Genomic DNA, 24,367 nt, shown 5'->3' with positions numbered 1-24,367 from the left:
ACGTCCGGCCCGGGCGCCGATTTTGCCAAGTATACGGATTCCATAACGAAACGGTCGGCACAGGGAGAAGGAAATGGCGTTCCCATTTGCTCCGAGCTCTTTCAGAATCGGCGCCACCAAGGTGGAGCCCGCACACACGACCCGCAGGGAGGAACCGCAGCGCTGGTTCTCCGGCGAGACGCGGCACCGGTTCCTCTCCCGCTTCCGTGCCATCCAAGAGCGCCGCCTTCCGGTGAGCGTGTCGGCCATCAAGGTCGAGGCGTTGGAGCCGCGCTACCTGCTGTCGGCGGATCTGATCCCGATGTCCGACCTGAACGGGGACGGCGCCAGCTACACGCTGGAATTCGACTCGGTCGCGCAGGCCTTCAAGGTCTATGACGACGACACGGGCGAGCTTGTCGACCAGAAGGCGCTGTCGGATGTGACCGAGCTGACGATACAGGGCACCGGGGGGAACGACCGGCTGACCCTGAACGTCGCGGGCGATTTCCCGGCAGGCGTGTCCATCCTGTTCGACGGAGGCGACGGCACCGACCGTCTTGTCGCCCCCGCCGAAGACACCGCATGGCGCATCGACGGCCAGGACACCGGCACCGTGAAGGGGCTGCGCTTCGTCTCGGTCGAGAACCTCGAAGGCGCGGCCGATACCGAGGACACCTTCACCGTGACGGCCGATGGCGGTCTCTCGGGCGGGCTCGACGGCGGCGAGGGCGGCTACGACTCGATGATCTTCGACGGCGGCAGCTTCTCCACCGTCACCTACGCTGCGCAGGATGCGCATTCCGGCACCGTGACCCGCGACGGGCAGAGCCTGTCCTATGCCGGTCTGGAGCCGATCACCGACACGATGGCGGTGGCCGACAGGGTGATCAACACCAATCTCGGCACCCCGCCGCACAATCCAGGCGACACCGATGTCAGCTATCTCGGCACGGATATCGACGACCGGGCGGAGCTGGTGTCGCTGGGCGGGGGCACGCATATCCTGCGCTCGGTCTCCGTCGTGCCGACCTTCGAGTCCGTCACCTTCCTGACCCCGACCGATTCGCTGACCATCAACCTGGGCGGCGACACCGATCTGCCGTTCGTGTCGAAGGACGTGCTGACCATCCTGTCGACCGATCTGGGCGGGGCGGATCTGACCGTCAACGGCGAGGACGGCAAGGACGAGGTCATCATCACCGGTGCGCTGGCTGCCCATGACGTGACGATCAATGCCGAGCTGATCGAAGTCTCGGGCTCGATCAGCGCGACCGGAAACGTCACGCTGGCGGCGGCCGACGAGGATGACGGCGCGCTGCTGGATTCCGGCACGCTGGGCGGCGTGTTCGACGGGCTTTACGTCGCCGTGCCCGAGGCGCGTGTCGAGGTGACCGGCGAGATTCAAGCGGATGGCGATCTAGTGATGACCGCCTCCGCCTCGGTGCAAAACATGGCGATCGACCGCTCGGAATTCGGCGGGGTGATCGCCGCCAACCTGGTGGGCGTGCTGCCGACGGCCGAGATCCTGCTCGACGGGGCGACTCTGTCCGGCGCCAACATCTCGGGCGCGGCCTCGGTCGATGTCGACGTGGCCTTCGTCGATGCGGCGACCGGCGGCGAGGATTCCCAGACCGACGCGGCGATTTCCGGCGTGGTCGTGGGCGACCTGTTCGGGCTGGGCTCGGGCGCGGCGGCAACCATGTCGGGCGGCTCGATGACCACCGCGGGCACGGTCAGCCTGACCGCGGCCACCGACCTGTCGGTCAATGCCACCGCCGACGGCTCCGGCGGCGATGCCGGGGCGGCGCTGGCCTTCACCGAGGTGAACGCGGCCACCACGGCCGGGATCGACGGCAGCGCGACGGTCAGCGCCGGGGGCGACGTCACCCTGTCGGCCACGCTGGTCTCCGCGATCACCACTGCCGCGACCTCGACCGCAGGCGGCGCCGAGGACAGCGGCCAGGGCGAGACCACGGACCGCCGCTCCGAGCAGCAGCTGGCCGACAACGATGCCTCAACCTCGGAGGGCTCGGTCTCCTTCGCGGCCACCGTGACCGTGTCGGACTACCGGCCGGAGACCGAGGCCACGCTCGACGGGTCTTCGGTGACCGCGGGCGGGGCATTCCTGGTCAAGGCGATGTCGACCGACAGCGTCTCCGCGACGGCGGACGCGACCAATACCGGCTCGGGCAGCACCGGGGTCGGCGTGGCCGTGGCCGTGGGGATCGTCGGCGCGCGGACCTCGGCCGCAATCCTTGGGACGACGACCATCAACGCGACCGGCGGCACCACGCTGGCCGCCGAGATGGACGCGGATTCCACCTTCTCGATCACCGCCACGTCGGGGGTGGGCGATTCCACCAAGACCGGCGTCGCCGGATCGCTGGCAATCCATGTGGTCGAGACCGACGTCTCGGCCACTGTCGATTCAGGGGCCGTGCTGAACCTGTCGGGCGGCAGCCTGACGGTCACCGCCACGTCCGCGACCAGGACCGAGACCACCGCCCAGCCCGACGAGGACGGGGTGACCGCCGAGAGCCTGGGGATCGGCGCCTCTGTGGCGCTGGCGATCATCGACCACCAGACCGTGGCCGGGATCGGCGACACGGCGGCGATCAGCAACGGCGACGACCTGACCCTGACCGCCTCTGCGACCTCGGAGATCATGACCAAGGCCGTCGGCGGCGCCAAGGCTGCCGAGGGCTCGGACTCCGCGACCGTGATCACGCCCGTCGTGGCGATCACCTTCCTGTTTTCCGACACCGCGGCGCGGATCGGCACCGGCAGCGCGCTGACCCTGGGCGGCGGCCTGTCGATGGAGGCGCTGCATGACGCCTCTTCCGACACCGATGCGGAAGGCGACGCGGAAGGCGGGTCTACCGCCTTCGGCGCCTCCTTCGCGATGACGATCGACGAGCAGACCGCGACGGCGCGGCTGCTGCGCGACCTGACCGCCACTGGCGGGGCGGCCGCGATTGCCGCCAAGGGGCTGATGCGCACGCGCTCTTCCGCCTCGGCGGCAGCCTCCGGTGCCGAGCAGGAGGATACCGATCCGGCAGCGACCGAGGATGACGACGCGGTCGACCAGCAGTCGAACGAACAGCTCGGCTTCGCCAACGACCAGGCCTCCGAGCGGACCGGCTCGGGCTCGGGCGAGACCGAGACGCCGGAAGCCAACACCTCGGACGGCTCGATGTCGGTGGCCGCCGCGATCACGGTGAACGTCCAGAACGCGACCGTGCTGGCCGAGCTGGGCTCGGGCGTGACGGTGACCGCGGACGGACAGGCCTCGATCCGCGCGCTGTCGAACGTGGACAGCCGCGCGGTTGCCGACGGCTCGGCCTCCAAGGGCCAGAGCGCCACGATCGGCGCCGCTGCGGCCGTGAACTCCTCGAACGTGACCACGCGCGCGCAGACCAACGGCGCGGATGTCTTCGGCGACGGCGTGCTGGTCGAGGCCGGCATGGCCGAGAAGGAGCTGGACCTGTCGGTCGAGACCAATTCCGTCGTCGACCTGGACGAGAACACGATCTTCCTCGGCGAGGACGCGTCGAAATTCTCCACCGGCGACGAGGTGACCTACTCGGCGGGCGGCGGCACGGCGATCGAGGACGGCTCGAACGCTTCGCTCGAAGGCACGGTCTGGATCATCAAGAAGGATGACGGGCTGATCCAGCTGGCGGCCAGCGAGAGCGACGCCAATGACGGCACGGCGATCGACCTGACCGGAACGCCCGCAGGCAATGCCCATACCCTGACGAAGAGCGGCGAGGATGCCGTGACCTTCGACAGCGAGGGCGAGCATTTCACCCTGGCCTCCACCGACAAGGGCCGCCTGCGCACCGGCGACGCGCTGCGCTACGAGGATGGCGGCGGTACCGCGATCGGCGGGCTGACGTCCGGCACGGTCTATTACGCGATCATCGAGGATGACGGCGATTTCCGCCTGGCCGAAAGCGGGGACAAGGCGGCGGACGGCAAGTCGGTCACCATCACCGGGACCGGCGACGGATCGCTTGTCGACGCGACCGGCCGCTCGGCGGCGGATGCGACTTCGGGCGCCTCGGACGGCGACATCGGCGTGGCGGGCGCGTTGGCGATCAACTCGCACAATGCCGATACCGATGCGCTGATCTCCGCGGGCAGCACCGTGGGCGCGGTCGAGGGCAGCTCGGATGGCGAGGCCGGCAAGGGCGCGGTCGAGGTCAAGGCGGCGACGGCGGCCTTCGCGGCCACCAAGGCCGGGGCCAAGCAGGAAGCGGCCGGGAATGTCGGCGTGGGGGCGAGTTTCGCGCTGACGCTGGCCAATCACGACACCGCCGCCACCTTCGATCCCGGCGCGGAGGTCTCGACGCTTGCCGCGCAGAAGGTCGACGACCTGACCATCGAGGCCGACAGCGGGTACGGCATGCGCTCGGAGGCCGAGGGCGGCGCCGAGGGCGGCACTGCCGTCGCGCCGGTCGTGGCCATCTCGGTCGCCAACAACGACACTTCGGCAAGCGCCGAGGATTCCGGCTCGGCCGTGCTGGACATCGGCGGCGACCTGGAGATCCACGCCACCCATGTGGCGGAAACCACGACCATTTCGAAGGGCGATGCCAAGGGTACGGACGCGGCCGTCGGCCTCGGCATCGGCTTCGGCTGGGCCGATGACGACGTGTCTGCCACGCTGACCCGCGACGTGACCTCGGGCGGCGGCGTCTCGGTCATCGCCGAGGGCGCGGGCGCCAGCCGCACGCTGGCGGCAGCCTCCGCCACAGGCTCGGACGAGGCCGACGGCGACGGCGAGGCCGCCTCCGGAGAGAGCGTGGACGAGCAGGCCGACCGCCAGGCCGGCCATGCCAATGACGAGGCCGCGGCCCGCGGCGGCGAAGGCACGGGATCGACCGAGGCGCCGGACGATGCGTCCAGCTCCGACGGCACGATGACCGTCGCGGCGGCACTGGCCATCAATGTCGGCAAGCTCGACGTCGTGGCCACCATCGGCGGCGGCGCCACTGTCGATGCCCAGGGCGCGGTCGCGATTTCCGCGCTCGGCAACATGGATGCGGCGGCAGAGTCCGACGGCTCGGCCACGACCGGCTCGGGCACCAGCATCGGGGCCGCGGTCTCGCTGGGCTTCGCCAACGGCGCGATCCTCGCCTCGGTCGGCGATGCGGACGTTACCGGCGACGGCGTGGCCGTGACCGCCGGCATGTTCGACAATGACGGCGACGACACGCATGAATTCGGCGCCAAGGCGAAATCCGGCGCCTCCGGCGGCGACCTGTCGATCGCCGGCTCCTTCGTGCTCAGCCTGCCCCGCGTGGAAACCCGCGCCTGGCTGTCGGACGATGCCGACGTCACGTCGCGCGACGGCACGGCGGACGGCGATTCCGATATCGGCGCGGTCGAGATCAAGGCGGTCTCCAAGATCGGGAGCTCGGCCGAAGCGGTGGCCGAGCAGGAGGCCGGAGAGGGCGATGACGAGGGCGACACGGTGGGCGTCGGCGCCTCGATCGTCGTGCATTACGCCGACATGGACACGATCGCAGAGATCCTCGGCGGCGCAGCCATCGGCAGCACCGGAGTGGCTGGCGCGGGGGACGTCACGGTATCGGCCGAGTCCGGGCATGACATGGACACCAAGGTCGAGGGCGGCACCGAGGGCGGCACGGCCATCGCGCCGGTCGTGGCCGTCGTCGTGGCCGAAAACGATGTCCACGCCCGGATTCCGTTCGGACTCTCGGCGCTGGAGATCGCCGGCGACCTGAGCGTCGAGGCGGAGCTGGAATCCGCAACCGTTACCCTGGCCAAGGGTGCCGCCAAGGGCAGCGACATCGGCGTGGGCGTCGCCATCGGCGTCAACGTGGTCTTCGACACGGTCGGCGCCGCCATCGCGCGCGACATCGTGGCGGGCGGCGCCGTGGCCGTTCTGGCGACCGGCGTCACGCTGAGCCGCACGGATGCGCGCGCCTCCGCGGCCGGGGCCAAGAAGGAAGGCGATTCCGGCACCGGCGAGGGCGAGGAAGAGAACGCCCAGACCCAGACCGACCAGCGCGTCGGCGAAGCCAATGACCGCTCGGGCCGCACCGGCACCGACGGCGAGGCCGAGACGCCGGAGGCCTCGACCTCGTCCGACAGCTCGGGCAATGTCTCGGTCGCCGCGGCGATTTCGATCAACATCGCCAAGACCGAGATCGTCGCGACCATGGCGGCGGTGGACGCCAATCCCGACCTGACCATCGAGGCGGACGGCGCCGTCAGCGTCAGGACCGAGGCCAATGCCGCGGCGAACGCATTCGCCGACGGCTCCGCGGTGACCTTCGACGACGGCACCGCGGTGGGCGCGGCACTGTCGATCAATGTCTCGACGCTCGACAACCTCGCCACGCTCGACCGGGCCGATGTCACCGGCGACGGGGTCAGCGTGGTCGCGGGGCTGAAGGAGCGCGAGACCTCCTTCGAGGTGACCGAGTTCAAGACCGTCGACCAGGAGGCCAACACGATCTTCGTAGGCTCCCCCGAGGACGCCTTCGAGGACGGCGAGGAGATCACCTATTCGAATGGCGGCGGGACCGACATCGAGGGGCTGACCAACGGCCAGACCTATACCGTGGTGCTGGGCGAGAACGGCAAAATCCAGCTGAAGGACGGCAGCGACATCGTCGATTTCGGCGACGACCAGGACCTCAGCACCGTCGGCGATGCCCATGTGCTGGAGCGGACGGACAAGGAGAACGTCACCTTCGACCCGGACGACACCCGCTTCGAGGTGGTATTCGGGGAAAGCGGCCCGCTGCTGACCGGGCAGGAGGTCACCTATTCCAAGGGGGATGGCGGCGAGACCGCGGTCGGCGGGCTCGATGACGGCGAGACCTACTACGTCATCGCCGACGGCGACGGGCGGCTGGCGCTGGCCGCGAGCCGCGAGGATGCGCTGAAGGGCGAGGCGGTCGAGCTGACCTCGGCCGGGACCGGCGACGGCCATGTGCTGAAATCCTCCGCCCACACGGCGGGCGCGGTGGCGCGCTCGGGTGCAGGCGGCGGCGATGTCGGCGCGGCGGGCTCGGTTGCGCTGAACTTCGCCTTCGAGGACAGCTTCGCGACAGTCGGCGAGGATGCGGCGATCACGGTCAGCGGCACCGGCGCCTCGGCGGTCGGCGCGGAATCGGGCAGCTATGCGCTGGCCCGCGCGCTGCCGAATGCGGATACAAGCGGCAAGAGCCTCGGGCTCGGACTTTCGGTCGCGCTGAACGTGATCGACAGGGACGCGCTCGCCACGGTGGCGGGCGGCGCCTCCGTCGCGGGGGCCGAGGACCTGGCGGTCACGGCGGAGGGCAGCCATGCCACCGCGACCGTGGCCAAGGCCGGGGCCGTGTCGGAGTCGGGCGGCACCAATATCGGCGGCGTCGTCGCGCTGGCGGTCACCCTGAACGAAACCGGTGCGGCGATCGAGGCCGGGGATGGCGGCACGCTGGATGTCGACGGCGACCTGGCGGTGACGGCAGAGGCGTCTCAGGATGCGCTGACGCTGGGCGATGCGGATACCAAGGGCGGCAAGACCGGGGTCGGCATCGCGGTCGGCTTCGCCTGGATCAATGACGGCGCGACGGCGACGCTGTCGCGGGACGTTTCGGCGGGGCTCGCCGCGACCGCGGACGATGTCGATGTCGGCGCCTCGCTGGGCGTCACGGCCAAGACGGTGGCGACGGCCTCCGCGACCGGGGCCAAGCAGTCCTCCGAGGGCGGCAACACGGCGGACGAGGAATCCGGTTCGCAGCGCGACTATGCCCAGCAGCAGTCCGGCACGCCGCTGGAGGATCCGCAGCCCGGCCAGCGGGTCGGCGAAGGCAACACAACGGCGGGCGAACAGACCACCAACCCGGGCGGCCAGGAAGGCTCGGCCCAGCAATCCACCACGGAGACCAGCGGCGCCACCGTGCGCGTGGCCGCCGCCATCGGCGCGACGGTGAATGTCAACACCGTTTCGGCGGAGATCGCGGACGGGGTCCTGGTCGATGCCGACGGCGCGGTGAAGGTCGAAGCCGCCGGCACCGCCGACGTCGACACCCAGGCGATCGGCCTGGCGCTGACCGAGGCCTCCAGCGAGGGAGACAGCAGCGACGGGTCGGACAATGTCGGCGCGGGCGTCGCGGTCAATGTCGCGGTGATGAACACCACCGCGCGGATCGGCACGGACGCGGAAGTCACCGGCGGCTCGGTCGCGGTGAAGGCCGGAACCGGCGACGGCGACGCGATGTCCTCCTTCCGCGCCACGGCGCTGGCGGGGGCCGGCTCGACCCAGACGGGCGGCGGCGACACGACCTCGGTCGCAGGCGCAGCGGCGGTCAACGTGATCCTGTCGCATGCCGCTGCCGAGATCGGCGGCGGCGCGACGGCAGAGGCGCTGTCGGGCGACGTCTCCGTCGAGGCGCGCCATGTCTTCGGCATCCAGACGCTGGGCGGCGGGGCTGCGGCCTCGGTCACCTCGGGCTCCGGCTCGAAGAGCGTCGGCGCCGCGGTGGGCGTCAACATCACCGACACCTCCGCCATCGCGCGGATCGGCGACGGCGCCGATATCGACGCCGCGGGCGGCGTCACGGTTGCGGCGGAGTCCGAGCTGAAGAAGCTCGAGATCATCCTGCCGGAGCTGGGCGCCGACATCGACAGCGAAACCGGGCTGGAGGTCACCGCGCTGGTGATCGGCGCAGGCATCTCCTCGGGCGGGGATGCGGGCGCGGGCTCCGGCATCGTCAACGTCCTGCAATCCGAGACCCTGGCCGAGATCGGCCGCGGCACGGCGGTCGACGCGGCCGGCGGCGACGTATCGGTCACGGCCGGCGACACGACCACCATCGCCAATTACGGCGGTGCGCTGGCCGGCTCGCTCGATGGCAAGGGGATCGGCGTCGGGCTGGATGTCACGGTGCTGATCAAGTCGACGCAGGCGCGGATCCTGGCCTCCGAAGACGAGCTTGCGCCGACCACGGTCACCGCCTCGGGCTCGGTTATCGTCGATGCGGCCTCGTCGGAGGACATGACCAGCCTGGTGATCAATATCGGCGCGGGCGACAGCACGGCGGTGGCCGGCGGGCTGATCGTGCATGTGCTGATCACCGACACGATGGCCTATATCGGCGAGGATTCCGCGATCCTGTCCGAGGAAGAGACCCCGGTTGCGGGCAGCGCCACGGTGAATGCCGGCGGCAGCCTGCTGGTGCAGGCCGACAGCGCGACGCGGATGGATGCGCGCGCGGGCTCCGGCGCGCTGTCGCTGAACGAGGAGAGCATCGGCGCCTCGGTCGTGGTGGTGGTCGATCTCGACGACACGCTGGCCTTCCTCGGCGAGAATGTCGCCGTGACCGCGCTCGGCGCGGGGGCGGCGCTCGACGTCAATGACGGCGATTACGTCGACAACGGCGGCAAGCTGGAACAGGGGACGGAGGCGCGCAAGGGCGTGATGGTCTCCGCCACCTCGGTGGCCGAGCATTACCATCTGGCGATCGGCGCCTCGGCCTCGCTGGGCAGCATCGGCGTCGGCCTCTCGGTCGCAGTGGGCGTCCACAAGGGCAAGACGCGCGGCTACATGGCCGAAGGCGTCGACATCAATGCCGACAACACCGGCGCCGATCCGGCGCAGGGGCTGCTGCTGCGCGCGGCCGACATGACCGAGGTCGAGGCAATCGTCGGCGGGGTCGCGGCCAATGTCGGCGACGGTTCCGCGATCGGCGGCGCTGTCTCGGTCGAGATCGTGCACCGCACGGTCCATGCCGAGGCCGAGGGCGGCCATGTGATCAACGTGGCCGGCGACATCGACCTGGATGCGACGGCCGCGACCATGGTCGACGCCTTCGCGATCGGCGTGGCGGCCGGCATCTCGACCGGTTCGGGCGGCGGCGGCGGCGATGGCGGCGGCGCGGGCTCGGCCACGGATTACGGCGGCGTGCTGACCTCGCAGGGCGGCGGCTCGGGCGGCGGCGCGCGCGAGGCGGGCGGCACCCAGAATTCGACCGCGGCTTCGGGCGAGTCGAGCAGCTCCAGCTCCACTGCCTTCGTCGGCGCCGGTTCGGGCGTGGGCAACACGATCACCACCGACGTGCGCGCGGTGCTGAAGGATGCGGTCACCACTGCGGGCGGCGATGTCACGCTGGAGGCGGCCGACAACTCTGAAATCGAAGCGGATTCCGGCGGCGTCGCGGTCTCCATCGCGGCCGGCAGCAGCGCGGATTCGGTCGCGGTCGGCGTCTCCGTCGCGGTCACGGTGATCGAGAATTCGGTCGTTTCCATGATCGACGGGGGGAGTCTGTCTGCCGACAGCCTGTCGGTCACGGCGGTGAATGCCGCGCAATCCGATGCGCTGGCCTTCGCGGGCGCCGCGGGCGTCTCCACCGACGGCTACGCGATCAGCGGCGCGGGCGCGGTGACGGTCAACTTGATGACCTCGGTGGCCTCGGCCACCTCCGCAGGCGCCGCGCTGACAATCGGCGGCGCCGTCACCTTCAGCGCCGAGGACCAGTCGCGGATCGATGCCGATGCCGGCGGCGCGGCGCTGGCGATCTCGCTGGATTCCGGGGCGGGCGCCATGGGCGCGGCCGTCGCGGTGAACGAGGTCTCCTCGACCACCACGGCGGGGATCATCGGCGGTTCGCTGGCCATGACCGGCACCGGGGATCTGGACATCTTCGCAGGCTCCCAGACCGATATCGACGCGCTGACCGTCGGCCTCGCCGGCGCGGTCTCGGCCGGGTCGGGCAGCAACCTGGCGGTGGGGCTCGCGGGCTCCTTCTCCTTCAACGACATCGAGAACACCACGCTGGCCACCATCCAGGATGCCACGGTGGAGCTTGCCGACGGCAATGTCTCGGTCGAGGCAGAGGACGGCGCGCATATCTCGGCGCTGTCCGGTGCGGTGGCCTTCTCGATCTCGGCGGGCGGCAGCTCGGGCTTCGGGCTGGGCCTCGGCATCTCGCTGACCCGCAACGACGTGGAGAACGCCACCCAGGCGCTGATCGTCGACAGCACCGTGGAGGCGCCCGGCGCGCTGATCCTGCAGGCGACCGCGCTACCGCAGGCAGGGCAGTTCGCCCTGAGCGACGGGTCGATCGTGAACCTGGAAGACGACACGATCTATGTCGGCACGCCCGAGGATCCGTTCCGCGACGGCGAGCAGGTGGTCTATTCGAACGGCGGCGGCACCAGCATCGCCGGGCTGACCGACGGCGACATCTACACCGTCCGCAAGACCGTGACCGGCTACATCCAGTTGGAGGACTCCTTCGGCAACATCGTCGATTTCGCCGACGGGCAGAACCTGTCCGGCATCGGCAACGCGCACGCGCTGAAGCGCGCCACCGTCGACAAGGCCGCCAACACCATCTTCGTAGGCGACATGGACGATCCCTTCGCCAACGGCGAGGAGGTGGTCTATTCCAACGGCGGCGGCGAGAACATCTCCGGGCTGACCGACGGCGAAACCTACACGATCTTCAACTACAACGCCTCCGCGGGCACGATCCAGCTGAAGGATGGCGGCGGCGTTCTGGTCGATTTCGCCAATGGCCAGGACCTGACCGCAATCGGCGCCAGCCACCAGCTTAAGCGCGAGGAAGGCGGGTTCAACTTCAACCCGGGCGTGGCGAACTACGTCTTCGACCCGGACGGCGCGGCCGAGACGGCCGATGCCGCCGCGATCGAGGCGGTGACCTTCGCGGTCAGCGTGGCCTTCTCGCAGGGCTCCGGCCTGAACGGCGCGGTGGGCGTCGCGGGCGCCATCGCGCTCAACAACATCGACAACCTGGTCGAGGCCGTGGTGCGCGACACCGACAGCGGCGACGCGGTCGACACCACCGTGGACGTGGGCGGCGCGGCCGACATCCTGGCGGTCAGCGACACCGACATTTCCGCCATCGGCGTGGCGGGCTCGGTTTCCATCGGCATTTCCTCGGGCGGCAGCAGCATTTCCGCGGCCATCGGCGCCACCATCGCGCTGAACCGGATCGGCGAGGATGACGGCGTCACCCGCGATGCCAATGTCGTCAAGGCGGGCATTGAGGACGCCTCGGTGCTGGCGGGCGGCAACATGACGATCACCGCCGACAGCAATTCCGAGATCGACGCGGTGATCATCACCGTCAGCGCCAGCGTCTCGGTCAGCAGCGGCCCGGGCGGATCGATCGGCGTCGGCGTGAGCTACGCCCAGAACGAAATCGCCACCGACACGACGGCCGTGATCTCGGGCGCCACGATGGTCACGGCGGACATGCTGACCATGACGGCGACAGATGACAGCTCCATCGACGCGGTGACATTGGCCGTGTCGGTCGGCATCTCCTCGGGCGGCTCGGTCTCCGTCGCGGTTTCGGTCGCGGCGGCGGTCAACATCAACACGATCCGCAACGACACTTCGGCGGTGATCGACGGATCCGATGTCGTGCTTGGCGGCCCGCTCGACATGTCGGCGGACTCCAACGCCTCGATCTTCGCGCTCGGCATCGCCTTCTCGGCCTCGGTCGCAGCGGGCAGCGGGTTCTCCATCGGCGGCGCCGGTTCCGGCGCGGATGTCGACAACATCATCGAGAACGACATCACCGCGGGCATCTTCGGCGGCTCGGACGTGACGACCGGCGGCGCCACCTCGATCACCGCCCTGGACGATTCCGCGATCACCGCCATCGTCATCGCCGCGTCGGTCGGCATCGCCGCCGGCTCCACCGGCAGCTTCGCCGCCTCGATCTCGGTCTCGCTGGTCGACAACGATGTCGACAACGACGTGCTGGCGGCGGTCGACAGCTCCGCCCTGGATTCCGACGGCGCGATCACGGTCGACGCGCAGTCCACGAGCGACATACTCGCAGTCGGCGTGGCGGCCTCGGTCGCGGTCGCCGCGGGCGGCACGCTGTCGCTCAGCGCCTCGGTCACCGCGGCGGATGCCAAGAACACCATCGGCGGCACCGTCCAGGCGGTGATCCGCGACGCGGACGCCACCGGAGAGGCCGTGATGGCCGGCGGGCCGGTGACGCTCTCGGCGGAACAGGCGGGCGAGATCACGGCGGTCGCGGTTGCGGCCTCGGTCTCGGTCAGCGCCGGGACGCTGGCGGGCGCCATCTCGGTCGCGGTCTCGCTGATCGACAACGACGTCTCCACCGACGTGACGGCGGGGATCGAGAATTCCGACATCCTGTTCGATCCGCTCGGCGCCTCGGGCGTCGATATCGATGCCACCGCCAGCGCCGGGATCACCGCGGTTTCGGTGGCGGTCGCGGTTTCGGTCGCAGCGGGCACGCTGGGGATCGCGATCAGCGGCGCGGGCGCAGAGGCCACCAACACGATCAGCGGCACCACCACCGCGACGATCGACGGGTCGGAGATCCGCAATTCGGACGACACGCCGATCACCGGCAATGTCACCGTCGACGCTCAGTCGGAGATGGAGATCGACGCCGTGGTCATCGCCGCCTCGCTGGCGATCGCCGCGGGCACGCTGGGGGCGGCCTTCTCCGCCTCGGTGGTCGCCGCCACCAACGACATTTCCGGCGGCGCCATTGCCGAGATCGAGGACGCGGACATCGCCACCACGGGCGCCATCCTGGTCGATGCCTACGGCCACAACGAGATCGACGCCGTCGCCGTGGCGGTCGCGGGCGCGGTGGGCGTCGGCACCGGCGGGCTGGCGCTGACTTTCGCGCTGACCCTGACCGACAACATCCTCAACAACGAGGTGACGGCGCAGGTCACGGATTCCGTGCTCGATGCGGGCGGCGTGGTCAGCGTCACCGCGCTCGACCAGTCGAGCATCGACTCGGTGGGCGCCGCCGTGGCGGTCTCGGTCGCGGCCGGGGCCTTCGCCATCGCCTTCTCGGGCGCCGGCGTGATCACCGACAACGACTTCTCCACCGACGTGAACGCGCTGGTGACGGACTCGGATCTGACCGCGGGCAGCGGCGACATGCTGATCCAGGCCGTGTCGGATGCCGAGGTCTCCTCCATCGGCGTGGGCGTCGCGCTCAGCGTCTCGGGCGGCACCGTCGCGCTCGGCGTTGGCGTGACCGTCACCGATGCCAAGACCACCCATGACACCTCCGCCACGGCGATGGTGACCGGCTCCATGCTGGATGCCGAGGCCGGTGCCGTCACCGTGCGCGCCGCCGAGGAAAGCACCGTCGACACCGAGGTCTTCTCGGTCTCCGTCGCCGCGGGCGGCGGCGCGGTCGCGCTGAATCTCGCCGTGGCCGTCGCCATGGCCGAGAACACCGTCACCGCCGCCACGCTGGCGCAGGTCGACAGCTCCAAGATCGATGCGGCCACCAATGCCTCGGTGATCGCGGAATCCGTCAGCGCCGGCCTGGATCCGTCGCTGGTCAAGGCCCAGGCCGTGGGCGCGGCGATCTCGGTTTCGGGCGGCGCGGTCGCGCTGAGCGGCACCGGCGTCGGCGCCACCGCGCGCAACGATGTCGACAGCTCCGTCCAGGCGCTGGTGACCAATTCGCCGAACAACGACACGCCCACCGCGCTTGACCCCGACCTGGGCATCGACGCGCAGACCGTCACCGTGTCGGCGACCGACCGGATGAAGGCCATTGCCGACACCAACGCATCGGCGGTCTCGGTCTCGGGCGGCACGGTCGCGGTCTCGGCCTCGGTCGCGGTGGCGATCTCGGAGAACGAATATGACGCCGAGACCCGCGCGGGCGTGTCGAATTCGCGGCTCGACGCCTCGGTTGGCGACGTGACGGTCGACGCCACGTCGCAGGCGGTGATCGAAGCCACGCCCGAAGCCTTCGCCTTCGCCATTTCCGGCGGGCTGGTGTCCTTCTCGGCGGCCGGATCCGGCGGCGAGGGCACCAACACGATGAACACCACGACCGAGGCCTATGTCCGCGCGGGCTCCGAGCTGGAGGCGCAGGGCGCGGTCACGGTCAGCGCGCTCGACATCTCCGACGCGGTGGCCGAGGTGATCGCGGTGTCGATGGCGGGCTCGATCTCGCTCGGCGGCGGCGTCGCGCTGGCCGGCAGCGTCGCGGTGAACACCGTGACAAACGCCACCTCGGCCTCGGTCGAGGGATCGTCCGCGACGGCCCATACCGGCCAGATCCGGATCGACGCCGACGGCACGCAGGACATCCAGGCGGCGGCGACCTCGGTCTCCTTCTCGGTGGCGCTGGTCGGCGTGGCCGGGGCAGGGGCCTCGGGCACCACCGATATCGAGGCGACGGTCGCGGCCTTCGCCGACGATGCCACCCTGGAGGCCGGCGCGGGCGTCTATGTCGATGCCGACAGCGACCACACTGCCCGCGGCGTCTCGCGCGCCATCTCGGTCGGCACGATCGCGCTTTCCGTGGCTCTGGCCGAAGCCGAGATCGGCGGCGCGACCCTGGCCTATGTCAGCGGCAACTCCACCGTCACGGGCGGCGATTTCGACGTCACCGCGGATTCCAAGGCGCTGGCCACCCAGGTGGACGAGGGCGGCGTCACCGTGCCGGTGATCTCCATCGGCTTCGGCGGCGCGGGCTCGGGGGCGTCGTACAATTCGCTGGTCGACCGCTCCACCGAGGCGTTCATCGGCACCCGGACGGGCAGTGCGCCCTCGGCCAGCACGGTCGATTTCCACGCCATCGGCAACGCGGCCAGCAAGGGCGACATCCTGGTCCATGCCTATTCCGATTTCGATGCGCTCTCGAACCCGGTGAGCATCGGCATCGGGGCGGCCTCCGTCGCGGTTTCGGTCGCCGATGCGCAGGTCACCGGCGCGACCCTTGCCTATGTCGGCGAGGGCACCACGGTGCTGGCCCGCGACCTGACCATCGAGGCCGACAGCGACGAGGACGCCACCGCCTTCATGGGCGTGCTCGCGGCCTCTGCCGGGCTGAGCGTCTCGGTCGCCACCGGCTCGGCCACGATCGACAGCACGGTCGAGGCCTTTGCCGGCGCGCGCCATGACGACGCCGCGGATGCAGGCGCGGCCGGGGACACCACCATCACCCTGACGGGCGGCGGCATCCTCGACATCGACGCCACCTCCGAGCGGCTGGCCACGGCCACGGCGGGCGGGCTTTCGGCCTCCTTCGGGCTGTCGATCACCGCGCTGCTGCCCAGGGCGGAAAACTACGGCGACACCCGCGCCTATGTCGGTTCGGGCGTGACGATGACCGGGGCGGATCTGGACATCAATGCCGACGACACGCTGCACAAGGCCGAGGCCGAAGCCATGGGCGGCGGCATCAGCGCGCTGCTCTCGGGCTCGGTGCTGACGGCGGAATCCGACTCCGGCGGCACGATCGAGGCCTTCATCGGTTCGGGTGCCAGCGTCGGGCAGCTGGCCTCCACCCCCTCGATCGACGTCGGCAACGCCCAGATCCGCGTCCATGCCGACGCGCTGGTCGAGGCGCATTCCGTGGTCGCGGGCGCCGGCGTTTCGGGGCTGCTCAGCCTCTCCGCCGTCCTGCCTTCCGCCACCGTCACGGCCGACACCCGCGCCTATGTGCGCGACGGCGTCGAGATGGATGCCGGCGGGCTGGTCGTCGAGGCGCTCGACACCAATACCGGCCGGGTGAAATACGACGCCCTGGCCGAGAGCTTCTTCGTCAACTTCTCGGGCTTCGCCTCGGCCGGCGTGGTCAAGGCGGATGCGACGGTGACCGGCTCGGTCGAAGCCTTCGTCGGCGCGCCGGTGGGCATCTCCGCGATATCCGACGGCGACCATGACATCGACGTGGGCGGCGGCTCGGTCTCGATCCAGGCCTTCTCCGACATGGATGCGACCGCCGAGATCCTGCAGGGCGGCGCGGCGCTGGCCTTCACCGCCAACGGTCTCTTCACCTCGACGGAGGTCGCAGGCGCGACCCGCGCCTATGTCGGCCAGGGCGGCCGGATCACCGGCGCCTCGCTCGATGTCGATGCCGACGGCAACTACAACGCGGCCGTCTCCAACGAGTCGATCGCGATCTCCGGCGTCGCGGCGCTGAACCTGATCATGTCGCAGGCCGTGGTCTCGGGCGTGGTCGATGCCCATGCCGGGTCGGGCGTGAAATCGGACGGCAGCTTCGAGACCCCGGACGCCGACCGCGCGGTCATCGACGTGACCGGCGCGGTCAATATCGACGCCACCGCGCGGATGACCGCCAACCCGACGCTGACCTCGGTCGCGTTGTCTGGCTTCCTGTCGGTCACCGCGGCGGATATCGAGGCGACGCTGTCGGGCGCGGTCCGCGCCTATCTGGGCGAGGCGGTGACGCTCGATGCCGCATCGCTGCACGTCAAGGCAACGACGCCCGACGGGCTCGCTGCCGCGACCACCGGGTTGGGCATCGCCTTCGGCGCGATCGCCGCCAATGCGGTGCGCTCCACCGCCGTGGTCTCGGCCACGGTCGAGTCCTTCATCGGCGCCCAGGCGGCAGCCAATGCCACCGGACTCAGCTCTCGCGCGGCCGATGTCACGGTGACCGGCGGGGTCGATGTCTCCATCGACACCTCGATGAGCGCCAATGCGGCGATCACCTCTGCCACGGCCGGGATCGGCACGCTGACGCTGCTTCTGCCCAAGGCCGAGGTCACCGGCACGGCACGCGCCTATGTCCGCGACGCGGTCGACCTGTCTGCAGCGACGCTGACGCTGGCGGCCGGCACGAACGGCAACCCGGTCGAGGTCTCGGCCACGGCCACCAGCGCCTCGGGCAGCATCGCGCTGTTCTCGGGCAGCGGCCTGTCCGCCATCGCCAATGCCAACGGCCGGGTCGAGGCCTTCATCGGCGCGCCGGTGGGCGAGACCGGCGTCGCCGGCGTCTCCATGCCCTCGCGCAAGGTCGACGTGGCCGGGCTGGTCGATGTCGATGCTGTCGCCGAGATGACCTCGGAAGCCAGCCTGTCGAATGTCGATATCGGCGCCATCGCGGTGAAGGTGTCGAAGCCCGAGGCGACCACCGGGGGCGCGGTGCGCGCCTATGGCGGCCAGGGCGCCAACCTCGAGGCCGGAACGGTTTCCATGCGCGCCGATGCCAAGGTGTTCTCGGCCAACGCGGAATCGAATTCCTTCACCACCGGGCTGGGGGTCGGCGAGGGCGTGCTGCCCACCGCCAAGACCACCGGCACGGTCGAGACCTTCATCGGCGCGCCCTCGACGGCGGCGGCCAGCGGCGCGGTCGCGAAGGTCAATGCCGGCAACGGCAGCATCACGCTCGTCGCGGACGGCGATTTCGACGCCACCGCGGCAGTGGTCTCGGGCACGGTGGCCGGCATCGCGGTTTCGGTGATCCTCGCCGATGCCGATACCGGCGGCGCGATCCGCGCCTATGTCGGCGAGAATGCCGATGTCGACGGCGGCTCGCTTTCCGTCACGGTCGACAGCAACGCGTCGATGGATGCCACCACCAGCCTGAACTTCGTCACCGTCGGCGCGATCACCGGCAATTTCTCGGAAGGCAAGTCCACCGTCTCCGGCAAGCTGGAGGCCTTCATCGGCACCGGCACCGGGCGTGATGCCGACGGCACCAAGCCCTCGGACGTCAATGTCGGTTCGGGCAACGTGACCGTGGCCGCCGATGGCAGCCTGACCGCCACGACGACCATCGACAGCGTCGGCGCCAGCGCCTTCGACGTGAAGGGTCTCAAGCCCACGGCCATCGTTTCGGGCGAGGCGCGGGCCTATGTGCGCGAGAATATCGGCCTGACCGCGGGCAGCTTGGACGTCCGGGTCGGCCAGGACGATTCCAACCGGGTCGAGATGACCGCCACGGCCGAGGCCTCGGTCCTGGCCTTCGCGGCGATCAGCGGCGCCGGCCTGGTGTCGAACGCGCAGGTCACCGGCCTGACCGAGGCGTTCATCGGCCCGGCCTTCGACCGCGTGCCGTCGCGCGCCACCGGCAAGTCGATTTCGGTCACCGGCGCGATCGAGGTCGCGGCCTGGTCGGACTACAAGGTCCTGGCCAGCTCCACCGGCGGTTCGGCCGGTCTCGTCAATGTCGCGATCCTTCTGGTCGAGGCGGAGATCGACGGCACCACGCGGGCCTATATCGGCGACGGGGCGCTGGTCTCGGGCGGCTCGGTCGCGCTCTGGGCGGACGGGCTGTCGGACGCCGACGCGCTGATCTCCAACACTTCCTTCGGGCTGGTCTCGGGGGCGGGCGCCTCGGCGAAGATCATCGACAACCACACGGTCGAGACCTTCATCGGCGCGCGCACCGGCCATGTCACCGATCCCGGCGAGATGCCGGCCCAGGTGACCGCGACGGCGGGCGCCATCACGCTCGACGCCAACCTGGAGAGCGACCTGTTCTCCGACGGCCAGATCCTCGGCATCGCGCTCGGCGGATCGGGTTCCTTCGCGGTCACGCAGATCGACAGCGACACCGTCACGCGCGCCTATCTGGGCGACGGCGCCGAAGTGACCGCCGAGGAAGACGGCGACATCGTCATCAACGCCTATTCCGATGTCGGCATCAATGCCGACGGCACCGGCACCAACCTGGCGCTGGGGATCGGCTTCTCGGGCGCCTATACCCGCATCAACGCCAATCCGCGCACCGAGACCTTCACCGAGGGCGACGTGACGGTGGATGCGGACGACTTCCTGATGACCGCGGATGCGCACACGGTCACGAATGCAGACGTCAAGGTCGCCGCGGGCGCGCTGCTGGCGGGCATCTCGGGCGGCGTCGCGCGGGCGACCTCGACGCCGACGGTCAAGTCGCGCATCGGGTCGGACAGCGCGCTCGACCTGCGCGGCAACCTCTCGGTCCAGGGCCTCAGCTCGAACCGGGCGATCGCCACGACCTCGGCGGTCGGCGGCGGCCTCGTGGGCATCGGCGCGGCCTATGCCAATGCCGCGGCGGCCAGCACCGTGCTGGTGGAGCTGAACGGCGACGTGGGCACCGAGACGGACCCGGGGGCGGACTCCGTCTTCGCCGAGGCCAAGGCCACGGATGACGCCAGCGCCAATGCCCGCGCCGTCGCGGGCGGCCTGGTTGCCGGCACCGACAACTACTCGGTCGCGACGGCGGGCTCCTCGGTCGACGAGGCCGGCATCGGCACCGACACCTACTCCATCAAGGCCAAGATCGGCCCGGATGCGGTGATCCACACGAGCGGCGACATCACCCTGCGCGCGCAGATGGACCCGGAGGCGGATGCCGAGACCAAGGGCGTCACCGGCGGCCTGATCGGCGTCGGCGCCTCGCTGTCCGATGCCTATGTCGACACCGACGTCCAGGCGGAGGTCGGCATCGGCGCCTTCCTCAAGGCCGGGCCGGATTCCGACGACGACATCCTGATCGAGGCGGTCAATGTCCCGGTCGCGGCGGATGACGTGGTGATCCCGGATTTCGGCATCGACAGCACGAATTCCGCCAATGACAGCCTCACGGTCGTGGCCCACAATCTCGAGACCGGGGATTCCGTCGAATACGAGAACAACGGCTACAGCCCGATCGACGAGCTGGTCGGACGCAGCACCGATCCCGAGACCGGCGAAATCGTCCGCCGCGAATACGACGTGATCGTGGTGGATGCCAACAACATCCAGTTCGGCTCGATCTTCACCGGCGAGGCGCCCGGACCGGATGCGGATTACGGCGTCGATGACGACCGCAACCTGCTGATCTTCGCCGACGGGCACAAGTTCGAGACCGGCGACCAGGTGGTCTACCTGCCCGACGGCGGCAGCTCGATCATCGTCGACGGCAGCACCGGCCCCTACTGGGTCGAGCGGATCGACGAATACGCCATCCGCCTGGTGGCCAGCGAGTCCGACATCGGCTTCCAGCGGGAATTCCAGCCGGGCGACGTGGACGAGGCCAACGACATGATCACCCTGGCGGGCGGCCACGGGCTGGCGACGGGGGACTCCGTCATCTACGACGCGCCCGCGCCGATCAGCTTCAACATCGGCCAGGTCGATGCCGTCCGGCAGACCGCGACCTTCCCCGATCCCGACCAGCTCGTGCTGGTCGACGATGACAGCCTCAACAACATCGTGTTCATCGATGACGAGGGCAACGCGCTGAGCCATGGCTTCTCCAACGGCGACCGGGTGGTCTATACCGCCACGACCGACCAGGAGACCCCGGCCGTGCCGATCGCCGGGCTGCAGTTCGGCGAGACCTACCGCGTGGTGGTGGGCGATTCCGACGAGATCTCGCTCAAGTTCAACGACGAGCTGGAAACCACGGTCGAGTTCGTCCGCAGCGGCTCGGGCGACCGGATCTATGCCACGATCGACTGGCTGGAGGCCGGATTCCGTCCCGACCAGACGCTGTGGATCGAGACCCCCGGAGGCGGCGGGTCGAGCCTGAACAACGGCACCAGCTACGTGATCGACGACGTGATCAGCGACGGCGGCACCAACAACGTGCTGGTGCTGACCGCGGCAAACACGCTGACCGCGACGCGGATCACCACCGCGGCGAACTGGACCGACATCTCCACCGGTTCGAACCCGAACCGCTACGAGCTGACCCGCACGGGCGGCTGGAGCAACATCCAGATCGGCAGCTCGGTGACGCTGGACGGCGACAATGCCGGATCCTACAACGTGGTGAGCGCCAACTCGACCACGCTGACCCTGGACGGCGGCGGCGCGGCCGCGACCGGATCGCAGAGCAGCACCTTCCATTTCGGGTCCCTCCTGAAGGCCTTCGACGGTCCGGTGATCGAGCTCGACCCGTCGAAATCGGCGGTGACGACCGACGTCACCATCTCCGACGGCGGCACCTACTGGAACATCACCCGCAGCGCCGGCAACTGGGACAATAGCGTCTTCGTCGCGGGCGGCAACCTGTCCATCACCGGCCTCGTCGACGCGATCGACGAGAATGCCAGCAGCTTCGAGATCCATTCCGTCTCGGGCAACCTGATCCAGCTGGTGAAGGAAGCCGGCAAGACCGTCGACACCGGGTCGGGCCTGGCGCGGCTGAACATGTCCCAGCCGGTCGACACCGTCATCCATGTCGGCGCGGATGTTTCCAACGACATCGACACCACCGTGCAGTTCCAGCGCGACGCCCTGGGCGACATGATCATCCTCGACTCCGGCACCTGGGCCGGCCAGGGCTTGGCCGAGGGCTTCCAGATCCAGGTGACCGGATCGGGCGAGAACAACGGCACCTACGTGGTCAAGTCGGTCTCCGGCGGCACGCTGCGGGTCGAGGAGACCAACACCTTCCTCGATACCGAGATCACCGACTCGATCACCTTCACCAAGGCGCCGAACGACTCCCAGACCGACCGGATCACCCGCACCGGCGGCTGGGCCGACACCGCCTTCGCGGCGGGCTCGACCATCGACGTTTCCGCGGCAGGGGCCTTCAACGGCGAATACACCGTGATCGAGGTGGACGGGAACGACCTCGTGCTGGCGACCCGCAGCTTCGCCTCCAGCACGACCGACGGCTCGGTCACCATCGCCAAGGCGGCTGCGGACGAGATCACCGTCACCCAGAAGGGCCACAACACCGGCAATGACGTGCACCAGCTGGTGCGCGAGTCCGACGGGCCGATCAAGCTGGCCGGCGGCGGCACGCTGGAGATCGGCCGCAGCTACTATGTCGAGGTCTCGGGCAACGACATCACGCTCTATTCCGGCAAGACCGGCGGCGGCACGCTGACCGGCATGCTGGATCTCGGCGACCAGTCGTCGCTGGGATCGGCGAACCACAGCTTCCAGCGGGTGGTCGACCTGGCTCCGGCTTCGGGCGACGGCCACACGCTGCGCATCGACATCACCGATGACGGCGCGCCTGCGGGCAACCACAAGCTGCTTGGCCCGGGCGGATCGGACCTGGCCTCCGAGCTGATCATCTCGGGCGACGGCCGGTCGCTGGCCAAGGCCAAGGGTTCGGGCGGCGGCTTCGTCGGCGCCAATGTCAACACCGCGCGGGTCGACCAGCTGACCGAGACGCGCGCCATCCTGGATGCGGCAAGCGTCGAGGCCGGCGGCAATGTCACCGTGAAGGCCAATATCGACACCAACGGCAAGGCGAATGTCAGGAACGGCACCGGCGGCTTCGTCGGGATCGGCGACGCGGATGCGCGGTCGAACCAGACCTCGATCGCCGAGGCCACGCTGGGCGACGACGTGCGCGTCCGGGCCGGCGGCAACCTGACGGTCAGCGCGGACACGTTCTTCCGCTCCGACGTCTTCTCCTACTCCAAGGCCGGCGGCTTCGTCGGGCTGGCGGATGCCACCGCGCGGACCGACATCGACTATGACGTCGACATCGGCGTCGGCAGCTCCGCCGACGTGCTGGTCCAGGGCGACGTGCGCATCTCGGCCGACATTTCGGCGGATGTGGACAGCAAGGCCGAGGCCAACGGCCTGGGCTTCGGCGGCGACGCGCGCTCGCTCAACGACATCGAGATGGGCCGCAACGGCCAGGTCTCGACCGCGACCGCCACGATCGGCCAGACCGCCAGCATCGAGGGCACGACCGTCGCCATCGACATCGGCACCTCCTCGATCAACCTCAATGCCGAGGGCTCGGCCAAGGGCGCGGGCTTCTATTCCGAGGGCGAGGACGACACCGACGTCGACTATTTCGGGCATCACCGGATCATCGTCGGCGACGATGCCGAGATCACCGGCTTCGAGGGCGTCGACTTCGTCGCGGTCTTCGGCGATCCCCAGACCCCGGCAGAGGAAGTCTATCTGAGGGCGCGCAGCTTCGCCCGCTCCACCGGCCTCTTCGGCTGGGTCAGCGCGGACGCGAACATCACGACCTCGCTCGACGCCACCGTCACCTCGGGCAGCGATGCGCTGATCACCGCGGGCCCGCGCGAGAACGGCGACACGCCGCTGCGCGAGGACAGCGAGTCCGACCGGCTGGCCTTCCTGATCCGGGCCGGCGGCGAGGATCCGAACACGGTGCGCGATCCGGACGTGTCGAAGCGCTCGCTGGCCTCCGGCGGCCGCCACGGCGACACCAGCACCAGCCGCAACGAGAATGTCGACATCGAGAGCGACGTGCTGATCCTGTCGGGCAAGATCCCCGTCCTGGAAGTCTCGGCGGTCATCGACACCCAGGGCAACATCGTCGAGGCCACCAATATCGAGATCATCGACGACGAGGGCCTGAAGGACACGGCCGGGCAGCAGATCAAGTCGGCCTCCTCGCAGATCAACGTGCAGGACATCGTCAACCAGGGCTCGGGCGACGTGGTGATCCGGGCCAAGGACTCGATCACCGGCACCGAGACCAAGTACTGGGAGTGGCGCGACAGCCTGCCCCAGGTGCGGATCTTCAACGCCTCTGACCTGGATCTTGTGCTGCAGGACATCAACGTGCTGGGCGAGCGCGCGCCGGTCGCCTATCTCGATCCGGCCACCGCCAACCGCGACCTCGTCTTCAACGTGAAGCGCGACGTGGCACCCAGCCTCGTGGTGATCGAGAACACCGGCCTCGGCGACGTGGTGCTGACC

At 69.7% G+C, this 24,367-nt stretch carries 1 protein-coding gene (only partly in view); it reads left to right on the top strand.

Features of this window, described 5'->3' with window-relative positions:
* Positions 1-73 precede the first annotated feature (73 nt).
* Positions 74-24,367, top strand: partial view of an LEPR-XLL domain-containing protein gene (locus HCC78_RS12890; RefSeq protein WP_172329193.1) — the 5' portion only. 14,376 nt of this gene lie beyond the right edge of the window; 24,294 of the gene's 38,670 nt are visible here — the first part of the coding sequence; the start codon lies at positions 74-76; the stop codon falls past the right edge of the window.

The organism is Mangrovicoccus sp. HB161399 (assembly GCF_013184745.1).
Classification (GTDB): domain Bacteria; phylum Pseudomonadota; class Alphaproteobacteria; order Rhodobacterales; family Rhodobacteraceae; genus Mangrovicoccus.
The sequence above is the reverse complement of the archived record's forward strand: the minus strand, read 5'-3'. Positions and strand labels throughout refer to the sequence as shown.